The following is a 23406-nucleotide window of genomic DNA, read 5'->3' on the forward strand; positions in this document are numbered from 1 at the left end:
GCTATCGCTCGGGTCGTGGCTAAAATTTTAGTTGTCGAGAATGCTATATCTTTTTATAAGGCTAATAAAAATGTATTATCTAGAGCTATTGCCAGATAATTGATTGAATTTTTTAAAAAACTCTTTGGATTTTTCAATTTGACCTATTGATTTTAAAGCAACAGAATAGCGATAGTAATATTCAGGTTCTAAATCAGTTGTCTTACGAAATAATTTAGTATAGTATTTTTCGGCTTTTTCTAATTCGTTATCGAAAAAGTATGAGTTGCCCAATTTTTTTAATATATCTAAAGTCTCGTAACCTTTTTCAGCAACTCCTTCATAGGTTTTTATAATGTCAATGTAGGCAGATGTATCTACTTTTTTTGGAGTATCGGTGATTACTAATTGAGCAGAATTTTTAATTGTATTTGAAGAGCCTAATTTAAAAGCGTTTTCAACGAGTTTTTCTTTTTGGGCAAGAGCAGGTGTTATGATATTTTTATCATCTGGTTCTAAGCGTGATGGATCTGCTATTGCTAACTGAGTAGAATTTTTAATTGTATTTGAAGGGTCTGATTTAAAAGCGCTTTCATCGAGTTTTTCTTTTTGAGCAAGAGCAGGTGTTGCGATAGTTTTAGCTCCTGATTCTAAGTCAGATGGATCTGTTTTTTTTGATGTATTGGCGATTGCTAATCGAGCAGGATTTTTAATTCTCTTTGAGGGATCGGATTTTTTTACAGTTTCAACAATTGGATCACGATAAACGGGTGTTATTATTCGTTTATTATTTGGTCCTAAATCATAGGTTTGAATTAGTTTGGGATCAGATACGTTGTAGGTTGTTTTGTGCCCACCAGATTTCAAATCATAGACTTCTTCAACGTGGTAATACTTTATTTTCCTTGCCGGAGGTGTATCAATTTGATCACTCTGAATTGGAGAATTGGTTTGAGATTCACCTATTTTTTTTTCATTTAGGATATTTTTTTGTGCCCAACTATTGAATGGAATTGAACTTATCAGTAGGATGTAAACGAGTATTCGATTTTTCATGATTTTATTTAAATACAAAGTAAAGGTAGGTCAGTAATTTGTATTGGCAAAGATTGGTATTTTGGATCTTCAAAACAAAAAAAAGCAACAATATTTAATTCGATTTCCTGGAGATAGTGTATAAAGAATTAAATCAGCACTATCAGTGAACATTTTTTTACATGCGAACCGTCAGTAATAGCATTTTGCCGGATTCATTGTTAAAACATATAAGTCGTATAAGTTTTTAATTTGAATAAAATCAAGTAAAACCAATAGCTCATTATAGTAAAGTCACTCCTTTTAATCATTAATTTGACAAACCAACTTTCTTAAACTTACATGACTTTTATGTTTAAAATTAAATGCTTTTTATTTTGGAATATAGTGACTTTTTCTAATCAGAAAAGGTCTTTTTAGGCTATTTGCAGCAATAAATACGCTTATCATCATAAGAACTGAGCCAGCTAAAAAAGGCGCCCCAGCAAATTGGATTAGAGCTGCCGGACGGGTAAACCAAGTAAATAAATTAGTCATTAATAATGGTCCAATTATAGAAGTTACACTCATTAAACTTGTTAAAGATCCCTGTAATTCCCCTTGCTCATTTTGGGGTATATTTTTGGAGATAATTGATCGTAGTGATGGTCCTGCAATGCCACCCAAACAATAAGGAATTAAAAAAACAAACATCATCCAGCTTTGAGATGCAAAAGCAAACAATAAAAGTGCTAGTGTATATAGAACTAATCCAACAAAAATGCATTTTTCATTCCCTATTTTAGGATTAATAATGCGAATCAAACCTCCTTGAACGATAACAACCATTATGCCAGCAAAGGTTAATGAAAGCCCAATAAAGGCATTGCTCCAACCAAATTTTTCAATATTAATAAAAGTCCAAGTACTCATTACGGCATGATCGGCGGTGTAAAGTAATATAAAAGTAATAATTAATCCTCCCGAAAGACTTTTGTGTTTTTTTAATTGTAGTAAAGAACCTAATGGATTGGCTCTTTTCCATTCAAACGGACGTCTATTTTCTATGGATAAAGATTCGGGTAAAACAAAATAACCATAGATAACGTTGAGAAATGTTAAAATTGCAGCGGCAATAAACGGAACCCTTGGGCCAAATTCACTTAATAAACCACCTAGTACCGGACCAATTATATACCCTAATCCAAAAGCAGCTCCGATCATCCCGAAATTTTTCGCTCTGTTTTCATCGGTGCTTACATCTGCTATATAAGCAGTAGCAGTGGTAAAACTTGCTCCAAATATTCCGGCAATAATTCGACCCAGAAATAGCCACCATATTGTTGGTGCTAACCAAAGAAAAATATAATCAATTCCAAAACCCAATAATGACAATAATAAAACAGGTCTTCGTCCATATTTATCACTCAAATTACCAATTATCGGAGCGCAAATAAATTGCATAAAGGCATAAGCGAAAAGCAACAACCCGCTCCATTGTGAAGCCTGACTAATAGTTCCATCGATAAGTTGCTCAATTAATCTTGGTAATACAGGACCAACTATGCTTAGACCGATAACATCCAGTAATAATGTAATGAAAATAAAACGTAATGCCGCCTTTTTGGTTGAAGCCATATTTTTTTTATTGTAAAATTAATACGACGAAAATAGCTTTTTTTTAGAGAAATGGATCAAATTAGTCAAGGAATCTTTTAATATAAAAATTAAAGATTTTAGAAGTAAATTGAGTGAAAAAGATAATGACCTATTAGTTATAGTTTGGTGTATTAAAAGGTATAAGTATATGATATTGAACGCGATGTAATTATTTAAGTAATCGGTTAGTAGTTATAGGAGTGCCTAAAAAACACTGTCAAACCTAAATTACACTAAAAAAATGTAACTTAGCAATCAATTGTTATTAACAAAACGCTCAATGTACGAGTTACTTCTTAAATACATCAACGAACACGCGACAAAACCACTTACCGACAACGAAGTTGAATTGGTAAAGTCTGCATTGTTGCCTAAAAAATTAAGAAAGAAACAATACCTATTGCAAGAAGGCGATGTTTGCAAATATTTTGCTTTCATCGTGAAAGGAGCAATGAGACAATACAGTGTTGATGATAAGGGCATAGATCATATTGTATATTTATCTATCGAAAATTGGTGGGTGGGAGACCGTGAAAGTTTTGTAATGCTTACGCCTTCGGTCTATAATATTGATGCTTGGGAAGATAGCGAGTTATTGCTCATTACACGAGCCGACTTATTGAATTTATTAAGCCAAGTTCCGGCAATAGCTGAAATGGCAAGGCTAATGGACGAAAGAAATTTTATTGCCATGCAAAGAAGACTGAACGCTTCCATTAGTTTTTCGGCTGAAAAACGCTATGGGGATTTTGCAAATAGTTACCCCGATTTTATGCAACGTTTTCCGCAACACATTATCGCTTCCTATCTTGGCATTACCAAAGAAACCCTTAGCCGTGTGCGAAAACAGATTTCAAAATAATAGTTCCTCTTCTTTATATTTAATTTTCCTTATATAACTGTTGACATTTATCAACAGTTTTTCTTATCATACCTCATCGTTCTATGCCTTGCCTTTAATGCAACTTTGTATTGTTAAATCAATATAAAATCAAAGGCAGGAAATATGGATAATCAAAAAAATAAATCGGTAGCCATTACCGGTGCAGGTAGCGGTTTAGGTCGTGATATAGCATTGGGCTTTGCCCAAAAAGGGTACAAAGTTTTTGGCACGGCATTTTCGCAAGCAGAAATTTCAGTATTTAAATCCACTTCGTCAGATGCGGACATTACTCTTAGTATTTGCAACATTACCAAAGAGGAAGAGGTGAAAAATTGGCAAAATGCAGTAACAGCTTCCCTCAACGGAAAAGGGCTTGATTTGCTCATCAATAATGCGGGTGTACTCACGCCTGGACCAATGGAAGTATTAAAATTAGATGCCATCCGCCACGAATTTGAGGTAAACGTTTTTGGCAGCCTTTCGGTTATCAATGCTTTTTTGCCTTTGTTAAGAAAATCAAAAGGACGTATTGTGCAAATCGGCTCTATGACAGGACGTTTCCCGCTTCCTTTCAGTGGTCCTTCTAGTGCTTCAAAAGCAACGATGGAGGCATTTGCAGATGTGTTCAGGATAGAATTGAAACCATTTGGAATTGATTTCGTGATGGCACAACCTGGCCGTATGCTTACCGGTGGCCCCGCCAAAACGGCCGCACTTTTGAAACAGATTTCCGATACAATGACGGCAGAAGAGCGACAATTGTATGGTAAACAATTCGACCAATTTACGGAAGCTCTCAACGGTATGCAAAATGCCGGTTTGCCAGCTGTTGAAGCCGCAAAAAGAGTGATAGAAATATCGGAACAAATGCCGGCACCAAGCAGGGCGACTATCGGGAAAGATGCCGAAGAAATTCTTCAAGCGGTTCGTGAAAAATCGGACGAGGAATTGGATCAAATGAAAATGAAAATTTTTGGCTTGGACAAAATAAATTAACAACAAATTCAATAATAATTAATCTTAAAAACAAATAAAATGACAGCAACAATTATCACAAACGATGCACAAAGCAAACAAAATGTAGAAACCGTTCTTGCTTTTTATGATGAAATGATCAACAAAAAACAAGCACCCAACGCGGTTGAAAAATATCTGACACCGGATTACATTCAGCACAATCCGATAGTGCCCACTACCGCTAAATCTTTGGGAGAGTTTTTTGGGCAAGTTGCCGCAGCGCGCCAAAACTTACGGGTAGTCATTCACCGTGTAATTGCCAGTGGCGACTATGTTTGGGCACATGTAAATTTCATCAATATATTTAATGATGAAGAGGACGACAGAGGCTTTGCCGGTGTAGATATTTATAGGTTTGATGCCAATGGAAAAATTGCAGAACATTGGGATGTATTGCAGGAAGTTCCAGACCCGAAAACAGCAGCTAATACCAACGGAATGTTTTAAAACCAACAAGCGTAGAATTGCGTTTAAAAAAATGTAATGCTTCGTTTATTCAATCAAAAAAATGAAAAAACAAATAAGCTTTTCAGGAAAAGGGCAAAGGGCCGATATCGGAGATATGACCATTTATCGCATTTTACCCAATAGATATGCAGACGCAGTAGGTTCGTTTGTGTTTCTTGATCATATTGCTCCAAAATTACAAACCTCGGCAAATAAAGGTGGAACTGGATCACATCCGCACCGTGGCATTGCAACATTAAGTTATGTTTTAAATGGCGAAGACGAACATTTTGATAGTGCGGGCAATTATGCCAAAGTGCATTCGGGTGGTGTGCAATGGATGAAAGCCGGTAACGGCATAATTCACGATGAGAGTTTGAGTTATGACACAAAAACAGATAGTAAACTCACACATGGGTTTCAATTCTGGATCAATCTTCCGTCAAAAATAAAAGCAGAAAAACCGGAATATTTAGCTATTCAAGGTAATGAAGTACCACAAAAAATGTTGCCGACAGCAAGTGGATGGATAAAAGTCATTATAGGCAGTTATGAAGAATTGAGTTCCAAAATCCCTAATTACACCGAACAATTTTTATATCATATCCATTTGGAAGCAGGAAAACAATTTTTTGTGAATATGGCCGATAAAATTGAAGTTGCAGCCTTTTTACCCACACAAAAAGCTACGATTAACGATGCAAAACATGATGCAGGCGAGTTTGTGGAGTTTGACAGAAACGCAGGAATTATCGAGATAATCAACACTTCAAATTCAGCAATTGATGTGTTACTTTTTGGTGGAGAAAAATATACGGAACCTATCGTTGCCGAAGGTCCGTTTGTGATGAATAGCAGTGCGGAAATAGCAAATGCGTATCAAGATTTTTTTAATGAAAAGTACGGAAAAATTGATTATAATGTTGCTAAATAAGTACAAACCGCTAACTACGGTAATCATCTTTTAGGATTGACCCTTAAGATTCTCTATTGATATGGCGACATTGCAGAAAAGGTGTAAAAAGCAAAAACCTAAACAGTTTAAAGTGTTTAGGTTTTTTTGTGACCTTGACTGGATTCAAACCAGTAACCTCTTGAGCCGTAATCAAGTGCGCTATTCAGTTGCGCCACAAGGCCTTTTATTGTGCTAAACTTGTTTTTGTATCAACCTGTTTGCGGGTGCAAAGATAGGAATAAATATGTATCTTGCAAGCATGAATTTACATTAAAATAAAAAAAAATGAGCTTAAAAAAGTATATACGTGATATTCAGGGTTTTCCGAAAGAAGGAATTGTGTTTAAAGACATCACACCTTTGTTAATTGATGCAAATGCAAGGAAAGAATGCTTAGAAATCTTGGTTTCGGCTGTAAAAGACAAAAAAATAGACAAGGTAATAGGGGTGGAAAGTCGTGGTTTTTTCTTTGGGATGCTTTTGGCACAAGAATTGAATGTGGGTTTTGTTCCGGTTCGTAAACCCAATAAACTGCCTTTTGATACCATATCGGCTTCTTATGATTTAGAATATGGTACTGATACACTTGAAATTCATATCGATGCGATTCAAAAAGGGGATAGAGTTCTCATTCATGATGATGTTTTAGCCACAGGAGGAACCGCAAAAGCGGTTTGTGAATTGGTAGAACGACTGGGAGGTGTAATTGTGCAATGCAACTTCTTGATGGAAATTACTTTTTTAAACGGAAGAGAAAAGATTGCTGGAAATGAGATTTTTGCGGCAATAACGTATTAGTTTTCAGATGTCAGTTTTCAGGTAACAGAATTAAGTTGGAAGATTACTCATTACTGCCGACTGAAATTTGCAAACTGCAATTTACCCAAGCGCTCTTGTTGTTACAAAATAGCGATATCCAATAATTGCCATTTGCCATTTTTTGGATTTGGCTAAATCCAATCTTTGTTTGGTGAAACTTGGTAAAATAAGTTTGTTGATTTGAGCTAGAATTTTAAACATAGTTATATTTTTTTTTCAAAGATATCAAAAAATAAGACTGTCTTGATTAGGGACAGTCTTTCTTTAATTATTTTTTTCTAATTAATTTTGATTTTATTTATTGAATTTTTGCATAGCTTGTTGGTATTTCTCCATGGCAATTTCATAATTTTCCATTTCTTTTTCGAATTTTTCCATTTCGGGATTTAAAGCTTCCATTTCTGTTTGATATTTTTCCATTTCTTTTTCAAAATTATCAATTTGTGGTTGTAATTTCTCCATTTTTTTATCGTAAACTTCCATTTTCTGTTCAAATAGTCTCATAGATTTGTCATCATTTAGGTTTGAGGGTACTCTTGGAGGTTTTGGCAAAAGGGGCATTTTTACTGTTGGAACAGGTATTTTGTTGTAATTAGGTATTTTATTGTAATTAGGAGGAGTAGGAGGAGTTGGCTCATCGCTATTATATCCGATCTCATTTGAGCTGCTACTTTCTTCTTTATCAGTAACGATACCAATATTTGTGGTTCCATTTTTATTCATAGAGATGGCTATCCCAAAATCTTCTAAGGGTTCGCTACTGTTCACTTCCATTTCGGTAGCTATTTCTTTTCCTTTTTGCAGTTTTATTTTGATGCTAATTAATTCATTGTTAGCATTTCTTTTTATTTTAGAAAAAGTAGTTGTAATGGCATATTTTTGACTCAAAATTTTTGCTGTCTCTTGCAATTCTGAATCGGTAGTGGTTTTGTCGATTTGATAAGTATCTGCCGATTCTGGATCTGTTGGATTGTCTTTGATTTCTTTCTTGATTATTGCTTTCTCCTGTGCAATAACTTCCATTTGGAATAAAAACACAAAGGCAACTAATACAGGAAGTATCAAAGCATACTTCCAGGAATTCCATTTTTTTGATTGATTTTTGTTTAACATAACGATTCGTTTTTTGATTAATGATTGATAAAAATGATTGGTAAGGACAACACAATTTTCGTGTGTTGTTATTTTTAAAAGCGTGAGTTGGTACGCTTTTTTGTCGGATATGTTTTTGGTGGCTTCACTATCGGCGATGAATTCCAGATTTTGCAAAATGGCTTTTTTGTACAGCCAAACGAAAGGATTAAACCAAAAGAGGGTGCAAAATAATCTGGTAATCAAAACATCTACAGTATGGTATTGGTCACTGTGTACTTTTTCATGTTCTAGAATACTTTCCAGTTCGGCTTTGCTATACAATGATGAGTTGTAAACAATGGTATTGAAATAGGAAAATGGGGCTATGTTTTCTTTTAGATCGATGAATTTATGATCGGCTTGTTGCTGAATGGTTTTGCCTTTTAAAACGCGATTAAGGTTGTAAAAGTCAAAAATAAATTGGACTAAAAACAATGCTATTCCGATTATATAGGCAAATGCAAGAACAAGATACCAGTTGATTTCAAAACTCTCCTTTTGAATACCAGTTGGCATAGGTATTTTTGACCAATCTAAATTAGTTGGTGTTGGTTCTACCCAAACAATGGTGGTGAAAACTATCCATGGCAAAATTACGGATGTTAGTAAACCCGCTAAAAGAAACCAGCGATTGGCTGTAAAAAAAGTTTCTTTTCGGAGCAATAAATAATAGGCGATATAAAACATCCCTATCAGTCCGTTGGATTTTGCAATATATATGAATAGTGTTTCCATATTTGTTTTTATTTCTTTGGAGTTTCGATCATGGCCAGAATTTCTCTAAGTTCCTCGGCAGTTATTTTTTCTTCTTTAGCAAAAAAGGAAACCATGTTTTTGTAGGAACTATTGAAGTAATTATCAATAGCAGTACTCATAAAACGTTTGCGATATTCCTCAATGGTAACCAATGGATAATACTGATGGGTGTTCCCAAATGCATTGTAAGACACATAACCTTTTTCTTCTAGATTGCGAATAATAGTGGATAGTGTATTATAATGGGGTTGATCTTCGGTGATTTCGGCCATGACTTCCTTTACAAATGCTTTTTTGAGCTTCCATAAAATGTGCATGATTTCTTCTTCTTTGTTTGTTAGTTTTTGCATGATGAATTAATTTGAAACAAACTTACAACTATATTTCTAGTTTGCGAACTATAAGTACAGTTATTTAACTAAATTTTTAGTTTTACATTGATTTTGTTAGGATTGTAGAATCAAGGGTAAGTCATTGAGAGGAACTAAGCACCCGAATGAAACGAACAGAGCGTTAGCTAATCACATTTAGCATATCCGTTCCAATAATCTGGTGGATTTGCTTTTGATAGTGAGTTTGCTTCGTTCCTCGCAATGACTTTGATTGTGGAATTGTATTCTGATTTCCCTCCAGCTTTAGCTGGAGGGAATTAAAAAAGGTGTAAATCAATGTGGGAATTTGGAAAGATTAAATAGTTATAAAAAGCTAATACCACAAAATGTCTTCTGAAATACAACTGTTGTGGTTTTCCGCGTGAGTGATAGCAGCTAGCTACCGAAGTAGCGCGTCCCGATAATTATCGGGAAGCACGACAGCATTCTGGAAAGGGGCCGAATAAGCGGTTTGCATATTTGGCCCCTTTTCAGAATGGTGGCACGCTCAAATGTGGATGAATACGATTTATTATTGTTCGATGCGTACCATTTTATTCAGCCAAATACAACAGAATAAGGCTAGCATTCCTAGACTTCCCATCACAAACCAATTGACTTGATAGCCATAATGGCCAATGATTTCTAGACCAGTTTTGGAACTCGCAATATGTGCCAAACTGAAACTCATGGTGTATAAACCCATGTATTGTCCTTCTTGTCCTTTTGGCGCTCGATTGAGGGCTACGGCATTGGCAAAAGGGAAGGAAAAGATTTCGCCAAAGGTGAGTAAAATGAGACTGATGGTTAATATTCCAACCCAGGAATCGAGTAATAAAACGTAATACCCAGCTGCAATACAGACGGAACCATAGGCGATGTTTCGAACTTTATTTACTTTTTTTCGCTCTAAGAAACTCACCAAAGGCATTTCTAAAAGGAATACCAATAATCCATTGATGGAAAGGAGCATTCCGGTTTGGAATTCGGTTAGTCCGAATTTTTCGTTGTGGTATAAAGGCAGGGTCGTGAATAGTTGGAAAAATACCATGGCCGTGATAAAACTGATGAACAGCAGCAGCCAAAAAGGTTTGTCTTTGTAGATGGACTTTGGAACTGTCTTTGTCTCAATATCATCAGAGATAAGAGGGATTCTCTTTTTTTCTTTAATGTAAAAGGCAAAAATCAAAATCGCAATAATGCAAGAGCTACCATCAACCCAAAATAGACCTTGGTACCCCATTCCTAAAATGATTAATCCGCCCAGTGTTGGACCTGCTGTAAATCCCAAATTAACTGCCAGTCTCACTAAGGACAAGGCTCGGACTCTGTTTTCGGGTTTGGCATAAACGCTCAGGGACACGAACATAGCGGGACGAAACATGTCGGAAATCGCCATGATGATGAACATTCCGAAACATAATCCCCAAAAAGTGGTGATGTATTGCAGGATAAAAAACAGAATTCCACTGGTGAAAAGACTAAAAATCATGATTTTATAAAACCCAATTTTATCGGTCAATTTACCTCCCAGCCAAGAGCCCAACATGGATCCCAATCCGAAGGCTACCATAATCCATCCCACTTCGCCATAGGTAAAGCCTAAATTTTCTTTTAAGTATTTGGATAAAAATGGTAGTACCATCGTACCGGCTCTATTGACAAACGTGATTAGAGCAAGTATCCAAACTTCGCGTGTGAATCCTTTAAAATTATTGATGTAGCGACCGAGAGCAGTTTTGAGCATGAAATGAAATTGAATTTTCAAAGATAAAATTTTTGAGACGATGTATCTTTGTGTCTTTATAACTTTAAACTATTTTTGTATAAAAATTTAAAATGAAGCAATTTTTAATCTTTCTTTTTTTAGTACAAATTAGTGTAGGCTTTGGCCAAGAAAAATTTGATCTAACGGTTGTCGAAGAATTTCAAAAGGACCTCAATTCCGAATATGCCGATGCCAAAACAAGTCCGCTTATGGCTGAAGATTTGGCTCATTTCAAGTCGTTGGATTTTTACTCTGCAAATGAGAATGCCTTTGTGGTTGCTCAATTCATCAGAACCGAGGACGAAAAACCTTTTGAGATGCCAACTTCTGGTACAAGAAGACCAATGTATGTAAAATATGGAGAAGCTCGTTTTCAGTTAGAGGGTAAAGAATTAAAACTAAATATTTATCGCAATATTGAACTTTCTAAAAAAGAGGAATACAAAGACGATTTGTTTTTGCCGTTTTCGGATTTGACTTCGGGTAAAGAGAGTTACATAGGCGGGAAATATATTGATTTGAGAATTCCAACAGCAGGTATGATTGTCATCGATTTTAATTTGTCATACAATCCGTATTGTGCTTACAACCACAAATATTCGTGTCCAAAAGTGCCACTGGAAAACGATTTGAATATCGAAATCAAAGCCGGTGTTAAGAAATTTCACGACTAATGCAGTTTTTTAATTTACATACTCACAAATTCACGAATCAGGATACTGTTTTAGAACTGGTGAATCAATACCCGCAGGAATTTGATGCTGCGATTCCGTTTTATTCTATTGGGATTCATCCGTGGTATATAGATGAACAAAGGCTTGAGGATGATTTAAAAATTATCGAAAGTAAATTACAGGAACCAAATTGTCTCGCTTTAGGCGAATGTGGATTGGATAAACGCATCGAAATTCCGTTAGAGTTACAGCAAATGGTTTTTGAAAGACAATTGCTTTTAGCACAACATTATAAAAAACCTGTTGTGATTCATTGTGTGGCGTCTTTTCAAGAAGTAATTGCCATGAGAAAGCGATTGAAAATTACTGTTCCGATGTTGATTCATGGTTTTTCTAAGAACAAACAAGTGGCTAAGGAACTCATCGATAACGGATTTTATATTTCGTTTGGAAAATATTTATTGCGTAATCCAGATTTAGAAACAGTTTTTCAAAGTATTCCCAATGATCGGTTTTTTCTGGAAACTGATACTGTAGAAGAAGGGATTGAAGAAGTGTATGTCTTGGCAGCCCAATATAAAAATTGGAATATGGATGCACTGCAACAACAAATAAAGAGTAATTTTGCAGCGGTTTTTAAAACGCAACTTTAAAGATAAAATTAAAACGAATTGATATGGCAGAATGGACAGAAAGAGCCGAACTATTATTTAAGAAAGAAGGATTACAGAATTTGCAAAATGCTCACGTAATGGTCGTAGGACTTGGTGGAGTGGGCTCCTTTGCGGCCGAATTTTTGGCTAGAGCAGGAGTGGGATCTCTAACGATTGTGGATGGCGATGTGGTGGATATAACCAATATCAACCGACAGTTGCCAGCCTTGCATTCTACAGTAGGGCAATCTAAAGTAACCGTTGTTGGAGATCGATTGATGGACATTAATCCAGAATTGAAATTGATACGTGTGCAAGAATTCCTTTCGCCAGAACGTGCTTTTGAAATTGTTACCGAAGAATTCGATTATGTTTTGGATTGTATTGATAGTGTAACGCCAAAACTAAATTTGATTATTGCCGCCAAAAGAAAGAGAGTAAAAATCATCAGTAGCATGGGAGCCGGTGGTAAAATGGAAGCTTCAAAAGTGAAAGTAACGGATATTACCAATACCGTAAATTGCTTTTTTGCAAAAACGATTCGCAGACGTTTAAAAGAAGTGAAAATTGATAAACTCAAAGTGGTGTTTTCTTCTGAAATTCAAGATGAAACCAGCTTGCGCATGACTGATGGATCCAATTTTAAAAAATCATTTTACGGAACCAACAGTTATATGCCTGGATTATTTGGCTTGTATGCCGCAGAAACGGTGATTCGATATTTATTGAAAAAGACAGATAGATTATAGACGAATCGATAACAGACTTTTTATAAAGAAATAGAAACCAAGTGTCTCTCCCAATAGCTATCGGGACATAGAAACTCAGCACCTTAGAAACTCAAAAAAAATGATACAAACCGTAATTTTCGACATGGATGGTGTAATTGTCGATACAGAACCCGTACACCGTTATGCTTATTTTCAACACTTCGAGGAATTAAATATAGCAGTTCCAGAGGAAATGTATACTTCTTTTACGGGATTCTCTACTAGAAATGTTTTTCAGAAATTAAAAGATCATTTCCTGTTGGAACGTGAAGTTGAAGATTTAATTCAAAGAAAAAGATCCATCTTTAATGATGCTTTTGATACAAAAGAAGATTTAGAGTTATTGGAAGGTGTAGAGAATTTAATTAAAGATTTTCATCAAAACGGGATGCAATTGATTGTGGCTTCATCGGCTTCAAAAGTGACTATAGAAAGGGTTTTTACTCGTTTTGGGTTACACCAATATTTTTCACATATTGTAAGTGGAGAAGATTTTCCGAAATCAAAACCACATCCGGCTATTTTTGAACATGCTGTTTCTTTGTCTATTGCGTCTAAAGAAAATTGCATTGTAATTGAGGATAGTACAAATGGAGTCATAGCAGCCAAAGCAGCGGGAATTCTTTGCGTAGGATACCATAGCATTCATTCAAAAGACCAGGATTTGACTTTAGCAGATGTAGTGGTGAGTCATTTTGATGAATTAAATTTTGAGAAAGTATCACAATACTAATTTGGAATTAAGAAAAAATTAACACACAAAGCTTTCTTAATTTGTAAATTTGAACAAACACATAAAACAATAACATGAAAAAAATCATTATCGCTGTAGCTTTTATTATGGCACCATTTATGACTGAGGCACAATTAAAAACACCTCAAGCTAGTCCAAAAGCAACCGTTTTTCAAACGGTGGGTTTGACTGATGTTGAGATTGTTTATTCTAGACCAGCTGCTAGAGGTAGAGCCGTTTTTGGAAATCTAGTTCCTTTTGGAAAAGTTTGGAGAACAGGAGCCAATGAAAATACAACTATTTCTTTTAGCGAAGATGTTACTATTGACGGTAAGACATTGCCAAAAGGAAAATATGCATTATATACTATTCCTAAAATTGAAAGTTGGGAAGTGATTTTTTACTCCACTACAAATAATTGGGGAACTCCCGAGACGTGGAATGAAGCCAATGTAGTATTAAGAACTAACGTGAAAGAAGAAGCTTTGACAAAAGCAGTTGAGTCTTTTACTATTAGTGTCAGCAATTTGGATGCAAATTTTGCTTATTTGGATATGGCTTGGGAAAACTCCTCTGTTTCAATGAAATTTGAAGTTCCAACCCAAAAAACAACATTGGCAAACATTGAAAAAGCTTTGGCAGGACCAACAGCATCAGACTACTTTTCGGCGGCACAATATATTTATCAATCGAATGGGGATAATGTAAAAGCACTTACTTATGTGGATAAAGCATTAGAAATGAGCACTGAAAAACCGTATTGGTATAACCGATTAAAGTCATTGATTCAAGCCAAATTGGGAGATAAAAAAGCAGCAATTGAAACCGCTAAACTATCTCTTGCAGCAGCAGAAATTGCTAAAAATCAAGATTATGTAAAAATGAATAAAGAAAGCATTGCTGAGTGGAGTAAAAAATAATTTTTTTTGCATATACACCGCGTAGAGATGCACTGCGGTGCATCTCTACATATAATATCAAGAATCTCGTTTCATATATTTGAAACGGGATTTTTTTTATTAATTGTAAATATGATTGACTATTAATAAAAAACAAGATTAAAAGTTTAAGTATACTTCGTTGTTTTTAATTGTAAATAAATGTGTTTATTTTGCAATTAATTCTGTTTTTATGTCAACTATCGCTATAATTTGCAAATTAATTTATTTTTTTTAGTTTGTGAGGTTTATTTATGTATATCTTTGGTGTTGGATTTAGTAGTGATATTCAAATTTTTGAAATAAATTTTGTTGATCCAAAGTATCAATTATAAGGATAATGAATACATCGCATTATGAAGGTAAAAATAAAATTATGCATTTTGGGACATTTGCCTCATTTGTCTGAAATCTTAAAAATTGAAGAATGGAATTCATCCATTTTTGAAATCACGGGGATCAATAGCCTTAATTTTGCTGGTTGCTCTGATGGCCCAAATTGGGAATTTCTGGATAATAATATTGAGAAAGAACTTCCCCCCAATGCCGATGCCGATATTCTAATTGTGGTAACAAATGTTCCGTTGCAGGATGATTATTTTGTGAGACGCTTTTCGGACAATAGAATTTGTATTACTTATAGCGGCATGTCTGATATTTTGATTTTTAATGATATTCCGTTAAATAATCTACTGTTAAGATTATTATATTCGGCAACCTTGGTTTACAAAAGTCAAGGCAATCGGATACCATTGCTTAGTGAAATTAAATTTACTCATGATGATCCCAGAGGTTGCATATTTGACATGAATGGTGCCGATAAAAAAGACATTGTTTACTCTACTAATAAGCCAGAAATTTGCAATTCCTGTGTGGATTCATTGATCAATAACCATGTTACTAATAACACCGTTGATGAAGCGTTGATTGTTGAAACACAAAAAGAATTAAAAAGAATTAATAAAGGTCTCTATTTTAAAATTACGGATAGAATAAAAAAACATCCCATTATTACCATTATTATTTCATCTTTGGTGGCTTTATCAATTGATTTAATTTCACATGTAATTTATGAGCATTTTAAATAATTTGAGTACTGTTTACAATCCCGTTTCATTGATTTGGAACGAAAATTTTTTATGTAAACGATTGCGCGTAAGGGATGGGAGCTAGTTACCGAAGTAACGCGTCCCGATAATTATCGGGAACCCCGACCGCATTATAGAGAGAGGCCGAATAAGCAGTTTCTTAGTAGGCCTCTTTTTATAATGGGGTTACGCCCGAATGATTTTAAACAATAATTTCTTTAGGTGCAGAATTGTCATTTTTATTTTTAAAAATCGTCTTTTGCAATAAGTAGGATAAAACTATAGTTAGTAATGCCCCAATGAAATTTAACCATAAATAGCCTAGTTTTTCTTCGCCGCTAGGATAGATGAAAATGGCAAAATAATAAATTAAAATAATGGTTATTTGGCTGATAACAGCACTATAAAAAATGGCTTTTCCCTGTACTTTTTTGAAGTAAAAACCAACCAAAAATATACCTAAAACGGTTCCGTAAAATATAGATCCTATGATATTAACCAATTGGATTAAATTCTCAAAAAGAGTGGCAATACAGGCAAATGCTATAGCGATAATTCCCCACATTAGGGTGAAAAATTTAGTGACATTCAGGTAATGTCTGGCTGTTTTCCCTTCCTTTACGTTACGTTTGTAAATATCAATTGCGGTTGTGGAAGCCAATGCGTTGAGTCCGGAAGCGGTAGAAGACATTGCTGCGGAAATAATTACAGCCAGCAATAAACCAATGAGACCTTTGGGTAAATAATGAAGGATGAAATAGAAAAACACATAATCTTTATCATTGGTTTCACTGTTTTTATCCACTTTTGAGATTATTTCTCGACCTTGTGCTCTTAAGTCTTTTTCTTTGAGTGCCAAATCGACTAGCTCTTTTCGAAGTGTGGGATTGTCGTAATCTTGATTGAGTTGGTCTATATACAACAGATTGATTACTTTTTCATCTTCGGATAATTTGTCTAAATCCTTTTGTAAATTCTGGTAGTCATTCTTGTAGATGGAGTTCTCTACCAATTGTTTATTGTTTGGATTAAAGTTTAAAGGCGTCTCATTGAATTGGAAAAACACAAAAACCATAACTCCAGTAAGTAATATACCGAATTGCATGGGTACCTTTAAAAGTCCATTCATAATCAATCCCATTTGGCTTTCGCGAACTGATTTTCCGGATAAATAGCGGCCTACCTGAGACTGATCGGTACCAAAATAAGCTAAGGCAAGAAAAAAACCACCCGTGATTCCGCTCCAAAAAGTATATTTTTCATTTAAATCAAAAGAGAAATTAACGATATTCATTTTGTCATTAGCTCCAGCAATATGCATGGCATTGTCAAAGGTCATTTCGTTTGGTAAATAGTGCAGTATTAGGAAAAAGGTAATTACCATTCCCGTGAGGATCACAAACATTTGCTGTTTTTGGGTGACATTTACCGCTTTGGTACCCCCTGAAAAGGTATAAATAATTACCAAAACACCGATGATAATATTCATATAAGTAATATTCCAACCTAACAATGCCGATAAAATGATAGAAGGAGCATAAATGGTAATTCCAGTTCCCAAACCTCTTTGAACCAAAAATAAAATGGCCGCCAGGGAACGGGTCTCAAGATCAAATCTTTTTTCTAAATATTCATAAGCAGTAAAGACTTTGTATTTATGATATATTGGTATAAAAGTGACGCAAATTACGACCATGGCAATAGGTAAACCAAAATAGAATTGTACAAAACCCATTCCGTCATGAAAGGCCTGTCCCGGTGTGGAAAGAAAGGTTATCGCACTTGCTTGTGTGGCCATAACGGAGAGCCCAACGGTAAACCAAGGAGTTTCATTATTGCCCAAGACATAATCCTCAACGTTTTTGCTGCCTCGAGTTTTCCAAGCACCATATATTACTATAAATAATAGTGTTACTATTAGAATAATCCAATCAAATAATTGCATAGGTTAAGAGTATAATTGCATAATTAAATAAAAAATAATAATAAAAACGGCATTGGCTACAAGAACAAGGGTGTAGTTTTTTGACCAAATTTTAGTTTTTTTTGAATCCATCTTTTCGTTTTATTGTTTTATTTTTTGATTCGGAATGGTTACTGCACTTTTAATCGAAATCATATTCGATAACAATTTATAGGCTCCGGGAACGCCTTCGGGTAATTCCCTAAAAAAACTTAGTCCAGTATAAATGTAATTTCCTTTTCCGTAAGGAGCAATTAATAGCGCACCCTCTTTGGCACTTTCGCCTTTATCACTTGAGGATAGGATAGGCGTAAAGGCCTTGTCAAACTCCTTTGGATAATACAATCCCTGTTCTTGTTTCCAACCTTTAAAATCATTTTGGGTAATTGTATTGGGGTAATTCAATGCTGGGTGATTGGGTGCCAGAAATTGAACTTCGGCATTTTCTTCGGTTACTCTGTCGCTTGAAATTTTAAGAGGATAGGGCGCAATATTTGAGGTAACCAAATCATCGGTAGTGTTGTATTGTACAATCATTGTTTTACCGCTTTTTATAAAATCAAACAAAATATCCTGTTTGTTTGCCAATGTTTGTACAGTATTATAGGCTCTTACTCCTGTCATTACAACATCAAATGATTCCATTTTCTCGGGAGTTATTTCTTCGGGTTTTAGGAGCGTTACCTTGTATCCCATTTGAGTCAAACTCTTAGGAACTTCATCTCCAGCTCCCATGATATAGGCTATTTTTTCTCCATTGGTTTTCAAATCCAATCGAATGCATTTTACATCAGCCGTTTTTAAAACTTGTTGTTTGGTAATATGATCGTAATTGATTGTAATTTGTTCTTTGTCGTATGGAACACCATCAATAGTTGCGATACTTTTACCTACCACTTCGCTCGATTGATTAGGTGGAGTAACTTCAAAGTAAACGGTTTGTTCCATTCCTTTTTTGTCCAATTGAAAAGAGATTGATTTTGGAGATACGTTCCAATCTTGAGGTAAATCTAGTTTTAAATTTCCTTTAATGTCATTTTTGCCTGATTTTATGTTAACACCTACGTATTTGCTTTTGCTTCCTGTAAATAGTATCACTTTGTCTTGAATGGTTGTGGTTACAGCTGGAACAATATCAAGGAAATTATACATTTCTCCTTTTACGTCGTCAGTGTACTTGTAAACAACGGTTCTTTCAAATGGGATTTCTATACCATTGATTTTTACGTTGAAAATTACTTTTACTTCGCGAATTATATCTGGAACTCCTATGCTTTTTTGTTCCTCGACTGTGTACATGCCAACGGTTCCTTTTTCTTTTAGCCAATAGGGTTGCGTATAATTTAACGTTACCGGTAATTGTAAATCTAATTTGGGGTTATGTAAAATATTGTTCTCTAAATCGGTGTTCAAAAGGGTGTTTTTTTGTTCCGGTAATGTTGTAACGCTTACCAATTGCATGGCTATTGGACTTCTGTTAATGGCTTCGAGTTTTAGTTTTACAAGACTTCCTGGAGTAACTTCTTGAGTATCGGCTACCGCTTCAAGATACAAACCTGCACAAGTGGCAATGATGTTTTTTATTTCTTCGGATTTTACAGTTTTCCAATGTTCTTCTTCCAAAGCTTGAATCATGGTATAGGCTTTCGCCAAAGTAGGAATGCTGGCCGATGGGTTTTTAAAATCGTATTGATTGGCAATTTGAGCCAGTAATTCGCCAATGGTTTTTCCTCCTTTTACGCGATTCCAACTCGTATCGATACCTTCAAATAAAGATGATTTGTCTTTTAAGGGTTCTCCTTTTAAAAATTCTAAATATTCTGTTTCTTCTCCTCGGGTTCCGGTGTTGCCAAAGCCTTGTGATTGGTGTCTGCTGCGACTTAAAGCTGCGATTTCTTGATTGGATTTACCTATTGTAGGATAATAAACGCCAGTTTGAATTGCAATTAGATTCGTTTTATTGGAAGCCTCAAATTTTTCCTTACTTCCATAAAACCACCAAGAGGTATTAAAAAAAAGTCTTTTGGGTTGCCAAAGGGGTACTAGTTTTAATTGTTCTGGATATGAAGTTGGATTATTGGCCAAATCAAAACCTTCAACACTAAGCATGGCTGATGAAGTGTGGTGGCCGTGAGTAGTTCCGGGAGTTCTGTGATCGAATCGGTTTATTATTACATCTGGTTGGAATTTTCTAATGGCCCAAACAAGATCTGACAGTACTTTATCTTTATCCCAAATTTGTAATGTTTCGGTTGCTGTTTTTGAATAACCAAAATCATTTGCTCTAGAGAAAAATTGTTCTCCACCATCAATTTTCCTAGCTTCCAGTAGCTCCTGAGTTCGGATTACTCCCAATAATTCTCTCAATTGAGCTCCAATTAAATTTTGCCCTCCATCGCCTCTGGTCAATGATAAATAGCCTGTTCTGGCATGTACATCATTAGACAAATACGAAATTAAGCGAGTGTTTTCATCATCGGGATGTGCAGCAATATAAAGTACAGTTCCCAAAAAATTTAGTTTCTGAATTTGATTGTATATTTCCGCAGCATTAGGTTTTTGCGGTTTTTGAGCATTTGCTATTTGAATAGCTATGATGAGAATAAAAAATGATTTAAAATAAACCTTTCGCATATAAAATGAATTTGTATAAATTAAATTTTAGAATAGCATTGAATGTTGAGTAGCTTCAAAAATACTAATTAAAAAGTGGGAATATTTAGAGAGGTTTCCAAAAGTTATGTTAATGTTTTAATTGGATGAAAATATTGTGTAGTCAAATAGAAATTAAGGTAGAAGCATAATTTTTTTTTATGTTGAGAGCAATTAAAAAAAATGTTTCTATGTGGTAAAAAAACATTTATACCCAACGGGTTTGAAAAAAACAAATCAATATGGGACAAAATCAAAATAGAATATTAAATTTGAGAGAATTGAAAATTGGGATAATTTAATTATGCGATTGAAATTATAAGAAGCCTCTTATCTAAAAAGAATCTAACTATGACGGATGTACAATATGTTGAAGATGTATTACAAAACGGTTTTGAACAAACTACGATTATTCAGCCCAATGATTATGAAGGTAAAGTAACCACCACCCTGATTCGGAAATTAAATCCGAAGCCTCCTGGAAAAGCCACATTGTGTATTCATGGGTTTAATGATTATTTTTTTCAAACAGTTATAGCCGAAGAATTTTTAGAGCAAGGCTATAATTTTTATGCTTTGGATTTAAGAAAATATGGAAGGTCCCAATTGCCAAACCATATGCCAAATAATGTGAGAAATCTGTCTGAATATTATGAAGATATAGATGATGCATTAACGATTATAAAAGAGGAAGGAAATCATAAAATAGTACTGTACGGGCATTCTACGGGTGGGCTTATAGTAACGTTGTATGCCTCGGATCGAAAAGGGAGAGAGCTATTTGATGTTTTGGTTTGTAACAGTCCGTTTTATGATTTTAATGTGCCGTGGATTCAAAAGAAAACGGTCATTCCGATATTTTCTTTTTTGGGAAGATTACACCCAAATGTTTCTTTGCCTGTAGGTTTTTCTAAGTTTTACGGTAAAAGTTTGCATAAAAATGATTTTGGAGAGTGGGATTACAATTTGAATTGGAAACCTCATGTTGCGCCTTCGATAAATGCGGGTTGGGTAAATGCCATTCACCAAGGTCATTTAAAAATAGCCCATGGTGTCACCATTAATAAACCAATTTTGATCTTACATTCCCATAAATCGATTTATCCTAAACATTGGAGTGATGAAATGTTTGAAGGAGATGCTATTTTAAATATAACTGATATTAAAGAGAAATCAAAAAGGGTTAAGGCACTCATAAAAGAAGTTGTTGGAGTGGAAGGTGCGATACACGATGTGGTTCTTTCAAGAAAACCAGTACGGGATACTGTATTTAAAACTATTTTTGAGTGGTTGGATAATTATCTATTTGTAATGAAGCATTTAAAAAAGACTAATGATCAAGATTGTAAAATAAAACTGTCCGAAAAGTAATTTTCGGACAGTTTCATGAAATCTGTATACTATCAATTTATTTATTGTTAAACCTGAATTACTCCCAAATTAAATTTCTTTTCGATAGGTGAGTGGTTGGCGGCTTCAATACCCATAGAAATCCAAGTTCTGGTTTCTAACGGATCAATGATAGCATCTGTCCACAATCGAGCTGCTGCGTAATAGGGAGAAACTTGTTCGTCATAACGGGCTTTTATTTTTGCAAATAATTCGGCTTCCTTGGCTTCATCCACAATTTCTCCTTTTCCTTTTAGGGAAGAAGCTTCAATTTGTGCCAAAACTTTGGCGGCTTGTGTACCTCCCATTACTGCTAGTTCAGCACTTGGCCAAGCAAATATTAGTCTTGGATCGAATGCTTTTCCGCACATGGCGTAGTTTCCGGCTCCATACGAGTTTCCTACTATAACAGTAAATTTTGGCACTACCGAATTTGATACGGCATTTACCATTTTGGCGCCATCTTTTATGATTCCGCCGTGTTCTGACTTGGAGCCCACCATGAAACCGGTTACATCCTGAACAAAAACCAATGGGATTTTCTTTTGGTTGCAATTGGCAATAAAACGAGTGGCTTTGTCTGCCGAATCCGAATAAATAACACCTCCAAATTGCATTTCGCCTTTGGTTGTTTTTACCACTTTTCTTTGGTTGGCCACTATCCCCACAGCCCAACCATCAATTCTGGCATAACCGGTAATAAGTGATTGACCGTAACCATCTTTGTACCCTTCAAATTCGGAATTGTCTACCAATCGCTTGATGATTTCCATCATATCGTATTGTTCGTTTCTTGCTTTGGGCAAAATACCGTAGATGTCTTTTTCGTCTAAAGCAGGTTTTTCGGCTTTGATACGGTTATAGCCCGCTTTATCAAAATCTCCAATTTTATCGACTATGTTTTTTATTTTGTCTAAAGCGTCTTTGTCGTCTTTGGCCTTATAATCGGTCACTCCCGAAATTTCGCAATGTGTAGTTGCACCTCCCAAAGTTTCATTGTCGATACTTTCTCCAATAGCTGCTTTGACCAAATAGCTTCCGGCCAAGAAAATACTTCCCGTTTTGTCTACAATAAGCGCTTCGTCACTCATGATCGGAAGATAAGCACCTCCCGCCACACAACTGCCCATTACGGCCGATATTTGGGTAATTCCCATGCTGCTCATTTGAGCATTATTTCTAAAGATGCGCCCGAAATGTTCTTTGTCTGGAAAAATTTCGTCTTGTAAAGGCAAATAAACACCGGCACTATCAACCAAATAGATGATAGGCAAACGGTTTTCCATAGCAATTTCTTGGGCTCTAAGGTTTTTCTTTGCTGTAATAGGAAACCAAGCTCCTGCTTTTACAGTAGCATCATTGGCTACAACAATGCATTGTTTTCCTTTTATGTATCCTATTTTTACAATTACTCCTCCCGATGGGCATCCGCCGTGTTCTGCATACATTTTTTTGCCAACAAAAGCTCCAATTTCTATGCATTTTGCATTTTCATCAAGCAGATAATCAATGCGTTCCCGAGCGGTCATTTTGCCTTCGGCATGTAGTTTTTCGATTCGTTTTTCGCCTCCACCTAGTTTGACTTTTGCGAATTTTTGCTTTAATTCAGACAATAAAAGTTTATTATGATCTTCGTTTTTATTGAAGTTTAAATCCATGTTGGTTATTTGTTTTTGTTCTAATAGTGTGCGCTAATTTACGAAAACGATTGAAATTATCCGATTTATATGGTTTATTTTGGATT

Annotated in this window: 21 protein-coding genes and 1 tRNA gene; 12 read left to right on the forward strand and 10 right to left on the reverse strand. The window is 35.2% G+C overall.

Features of this window, described 5'->3' with window-relative positions; genetic code table 11:
* Nucleotides 1-75: 75 nt before the first annotated feature.
* Together DB891_RS09290 and DB891_RS09295 are read right to left on the reverse strand one after the other, a co-directional pair.
* Nucleotides 76-1035 carry a tetratricopeptide repeat protein gene (locus DB891_RS09290; RefSeq protein WP_116762819.1) on the reverse strand — a complete coding sequence of 320 codons (960 nt, stop codon included), beginning with the start codon at nucleotides 1033-1035 and terminating at the stop codon, nucleotides 76-78.
* A 351-nt stretch (nucleotides 1036-1386) separates the two neighbouring features.
* A complete protein-coding gene (locus DB891_RS09295; RefSeq protein ID WP_116762821.1) occupies nucleotides 1387-2631 on the reverse strand; it encodes a TCR/Tet family MFS transporter in 1245 nt (414 codons plus the stop codon).
* 301 nt (nucleotides 2632-2932) lie between these two features.
* Here DB891_RS09295 and DB891_RS09300 point away from each other — a divergent pair, with 301 nt between their 5' ends.
* The 4 genes from DB891_RS09300 to DB891_RS09315 all read left to right on the forward strand — a co-directional run bounded on the left by DB891_RS09300 (nucleotide 2933) and on the right by DB891_RS09315 (nucleotide 5933).
* Nucleotides 2933-3514, forward strand: coding sequence for a Crp/Fnr family transcriptional regulator (locus DB891_RS09300; RefSeq protein ID WP_116762823.1), 582 nt, complete (start codon nucleotides 2933-2935; stop codon nucleotides 3512-3514).
* 144 nt (nucleotides 3515-3658) lie between these two features.
* Nucleotides 3659-4531, forward strand: a complete 873-nt coding sequence (locus DB891_RS09305; RefSeq protein ID WP_116762825.1) for an SDR family NAD(P)-dependent oxidoreductase — start codon at nucleotides 3659-3661, stop codon at nucleotides 4529-4531.
* Between the two features lie 39 nt (nucleotides 4532-4570).
* Nucleotides 4571-4999 (forward strand): nuclear transport factor 2 family protein, encoded by a 429-nt coding sequence (locus DB891_RS09310; protein ID WP_116762827.1) that lies wholly within the window; start codon nucleotides 4571-4573, stop codon nucleotides 4997-4999.
* Nucleotides 5000-5060: 61 nt separating this feature from the next.
* Nucleotides 5061-5933 carry a pirin family protein gene (locus tag DB891_RS09315; RefSeq protein WP_116762829.1) on the forward strand — a complete coding sequence of 291 codons (873 nt, stop codon included), beginning with the start codon at nucleotides 5061-5063 and terminating at the stop codon, nucleotides 5931-5933.
* A 129-nt stretch (nucleotides 5934-6062) separates the two neighbouring features.
* On the opposite strand, the gene DB891_RS09320 is transcribed toward DB891_RS09315, so the two are convergent.
* Nucleotides 6063-6136 (reverse strand) — tRNA-Arg (locus DB891_RS09320).
* A 103-nt stretch (nucleotides 6137-6239) separates the two neighbouring features.
* Between DB891_RS09320 and DB891_RS09325 the strand changes: the two genes are divergently transcribed.
* On the forward strand, nucleotides 6240-6752 hold the full coding sequence (locus DB891_RS09325) for an adenine phosphoribosyltransferase (RefSeq protein ID WP_116762831.1): 513 nt from the start codon (nucleotides 6240-6242) through the stop codon (nucleotides 6750-6752).
* Nucleotides 6753-6833: 81 nt separating this feature from the next.
* Here the strand turns inward: DB891_RS09325 and DB891_RS09330 are convergent, their stop codons facing one another.
* The 4 genes from DB891_RS09330 to DB891_RS09345 form a co-directional block, all read right to left on the reverse strand.
* Nucleotides 6834-6974 (reverse strand): SsrA-binding protein, encoded by a 141-nt coding sequence (locus DB891_RS09330; protein WP_116762833.1) that lies wholly within the window; start codon nucleotides 6972-6974, stop codon nucleotides 6834-6836.
* A 93-nt stretch (nucleotides 6975-7067) separates the two neighbouring features.
* The gene (locus DB891_RS09335; RefSeq protein WP_116762835.1) at nucleotides 7068-8642 is read right to left on the reverse strand and encodes a M56 family metallopeptidase; all 1575 of its coding nucleotides are present in this window, start codon (nucleotides 8640-8642) and stop codon (nucleotides 7068-7070) included.
* 8 nt (nucleotides 8643-8650) lie between these two features.
* Complete coding sequence (locus tag DB891_RS09340; protein ID WP_116762837.1) at nucleotides 8651-9013, reverse strand: BlaI/MecI/CopY family transcriptional regulator; 363 nt, start codon at nucleotides 9011-9013, stop codon at nucleotides 8651-8653.
* A gap of 553 nt (nucleotides 9014-9566) precedes the next feature.
* Complete coding sequence (locus DB891_RS09345; RefSeq protein ID WP_116762839.1) at nucleotides 9567-10781, reverse strand: MDR family MFS transporter; 1215 nt, start codon at nucleotides 10779-10781, stop codon at nucleotides 9567-9569.
* 92 nt (nucleotides 10782-10873) lie between these two features.
* Between DB891_RS09345 and DB891_RS09350 the strand changes: the two genes are divergently transcribed.
* The 6 genes from DB891_RS09350 to DB891_RS09375 all read left to right on the forward strand — a co-directional run bounded on the left by DB891_RS09350 (nucleotide 10874) and on the right by DB891_RS09375 (nucleotide 15658).
* A complete protein-coding gene (locus DB891_RS09350) occupies nucleotides 10874-11476 on the forward strand; it encodes a DUF1684 domain-containing protein (RefSeq protein ID WP_116762841.1) in 603 nt (200 codons plus the stop codon).
* Nucleotides 11476-12129: a TatD family hydrolase gene (locus DB891_RS09355; RefSeq protein ID WP_116762843.1), complete on the forward strand. Its 654-nt coding sequence runs from the start codon at nucleotides 11476-11478 to the stop codon at nucleotides 12127-12129. Before DB891_RS09350 ends, DB891_RS09355 begins: the two co-directional genes overlap by 1 nt.
* 23 nt (nucleotides 12130-12152) lie before the next feature.
* Entirely contained in the window at nucleotides 12153-12878 is a 726-nt protein-coding gene (locus DB891_RS09360) for a tRNA threonylcarbamoyladenosine dehydratase (protein ID WP_116762845.1), read from the forward strand.
* A gap of 100 nt (nucleotides 12879-12978) precedes the next feature.
* Nucleotides 12979-13632 carry an HAD family hydrolase gene (locus tag DB891_RS09365; RefSeq protein ID WP_116762847.1) on the forward strand — a complete coding sequence of 218 codons (654 nt, stop codon included), beginning with the start codon at nucleotides 12979-12981 and terminating at the stop codon, nucleotides 13630-13632.
* A gap of 74 nt (nucleotides 13633-13706) precedes the next feature.
* On the forward strand, nucleotides 13707-14552 hold the full coding sequence (locus DB891_RS09370) for a DUF2911 domain-containing protein (RefSeq protein WP_116762849.1): 846 nt from the start codon (nucleotides 13707-13709) through the stop codon (nucleotides 14550-14552).
* 374 nt (nucleotides 14553-14926) lie between these two features.
* Entirely contained in the window at nucleotides 14927-15658 is a 732-nt protein-coding gene (locus tag DB891_RS09375) for a hypothetical protein (protein ID WP_116762851.1), read from the forward strand.
* 202 nt (nucleotides 15659-15860) lie between these two features.
* On the opposite strand, the gene DB891_RS09380 is transcribed toward DB891_RS09375, so the two are convergent.
* Both DB891_RS09380 and DB891_RS09385 read right to left on the reverse strand, forming a co-directional pair.
* Nucleotides 15861-17603, reverse strand: coding sequence for a sodium:solute symporter (locus DB891_RS09380; RefSeq protein ID WP_116762853.1), 1743 nt, complete (start codon nucleotides 17601-17603; stop codon nucleotides 15861-15863).
* A gap of 120 nt (nucleotides 17604-17723) precedes the next feature.
* Nucleotides 17724-20255: a PIG-L family deacetylase gene (locus DB891_RS09385; RefSeq protein WP_116762855.1), complete on the reverse strand. Its 2532-nt coding sequence runs from the start codon at nucleotides 20253-20255 to the stop codon at nucleotides 17724-17726.
* 369 nt (nucleotides 20256-20624) lie between these two features.
* Here DB891_RS09385 and DB891_RS09390 point away from each other — a divergent pair, with 369 nt between their 5' ends.
* Nucleotides 20625-21644 (forward strand): alpha/beta hydrolase, encoded by a 1020-nt coding sequence (locus DB891_RS09390; RefSeq protein ID WP_116762857.1) that lies wholly within the window; start codon nucleotides 20625-20627, stop codon nucleotides 21642-21644.
* A gap of 47 nt (nucleotides 21645-21691) precedes the next feature.
* On the opposite strand, the gene DB891_RS09395 is transcribed toward DB891_RS09390, so the two are convergent.
* On the reverse strand, nucleotides 21692-23320 hold the full coding sequence (locus tag DB891_RS09395) for an acyl-CoA carboxylase subunit beta (protein WP_116762859.1): 1629 nt from the start codon (nucleotides 23318-23320) through the stop codon (nucleotides 21692-21694).
* Nucleotides 23321-23406 lie beyond the last annotated feature (86 nt).

It is taken from the genome of Flavobacterium laiguense, assembly GCF_003097655.1.
In the GTDB taxonomy this organism is placed as follows: domain Bacteria; phylum Bacteroidota; class Bacteroidia; order Flavobacteriales; family Flavobacteriaceae; genus Flavobacterium; species Flavobacterium laiguense.

Coding starts and splice junctions, on each gene's coding strand:
- DB891_RS09290 (WP_116762819.1), bottom strand. CDS start 1,035: ATGAAAAATCGAATACTCGTTTACATCCTACTGATAAGTTCAATTCCA.
- DB891_RS09295 (WP_116762821.1), bottom strand. CDS start 2,631: ATGGCTTCAACCAAAAAGGCGGCATTACGTTTTATTTTCATTACATTA.
- DB891_RS09300 (WP_116762823.1), top strand. CDS start 2,933: ATGTACGAGTTACTTCTTAAATACATCAACGAACACGCGACAAAACCA.
- DB891_RS09305 (WP_116762825.1), top strand. CDS start 3,659: ATGGATAATCAAAAAAATAAATCGGTAGCCATTACCGGTGCAGGTAGC.
- DB891_RS09310 (WP_116762827.1), top strand. CDS start 4,571: ATGACAGCAACAATTATCACAAACGATGCACAAAGCAAACAAAATGTA.
- DB891_RS09315 (WP_116762829.1), top strand. CDS start 5,061: ATGAAAAAACAAATAAGCTTTTCAGGAAAAGGGCAAAGGGCCGATATC.
- DB891_RS09325 (WP_116762831.1), top strand. CDS start 6,240: ATGAGCTTAAAAAAGTATATACGTGATATTCAGGGTTTTCCGAAAGAA.
- DB891_RS09330 (WP_116762833.1), bottom strand. CDS start 6,974: ATGTTTAAAATTCTAGCTCAAATCAACAAACTTATTTTACCAAGTTTC.
- DB891_RS09335 (WP_116762835.1), bottom strand. CDS start 8,642: ATGGAAACACTATTCATATATATTGCAAAATCCAACGGACTGATAGGG.
- DB891_RS09340 (WP_116762837.1), bottom strand. CDS start 9,013: ATGCAAAAACTAACAAACAAAGAAGAAGAAATCATGCACATTTTATGG.
- DB891_RS09345 (WP_116762839.1), bottom strand. CDS start 10,781: ATGCTCAAAACTGCTCTCGGTCGCTACATCAATAATTTTAAAGGATTC.
- DB891_RS09350 (WP_116762841.1), top strand. CDS start 10,874: ATGAAGCAATTTTTAATCTTTCTTTTTTTAGTACAAATTAGTGTAGGC.
- DB891_RS09355 (WP_116762843.1), top strand. CDS start 11,476: ATGCAGTTTTTTAATTTACATACTCACAAATTCACGAATCAGGATACT.
- DB891_RS09360 (WP_116762845.1), top strand. CDS start 12,153: ATGGCAGAATGGACAGAAAGAGCCGAACTATTATTTAAGAAAGAAGGA.
- DB891_RS09365 (WP_116762847.1), top strand. CDS start 12,979: ATGATACAAACCGTAATTTTCGACATGGATGGTGTAATTGTCGATACA.
- DB891_RS09370 (WP_116762849.1), top strand. CDS start 13,707: ATGAAAAAAATCATTATCGCTGTAGCTTTTATTATGGCACCATTTATG.
- DB891_RS09375 (WP_116762851.1), top strand. CDS start 14,927: ATGAAGGTAAAAATAAAATTATGCATTTTGGGACATTTGCCTCATTTG.
- DB891_RS09380 (WP_116762853.1), bottom strand. CDS start 17,603: ATGCAATTATTTGATTGGATTATTCTAATAGTAACACTATTATTTATA.
- DB891_RS09385 (WP_116762855.1), bottom strand. CDS start 20,255: ATGCGAAAGGTTTATTTTAAATCATTTTTTATTCTCATCATAGCTATT.
- DB891_RS09390 (WP_116762857.1), top strand. CDS start 20,625: ATGACGGATGTACAATATGTTGAAGATGTATTACAAAACGGTTTTGAA.
- DB891_RS09395 (WP_116762859.1), bottom strand. CDS start 23,320: ATGGATTTAAACTTCAATAAAAACGAAGATCATAATAAACTTTTATTG.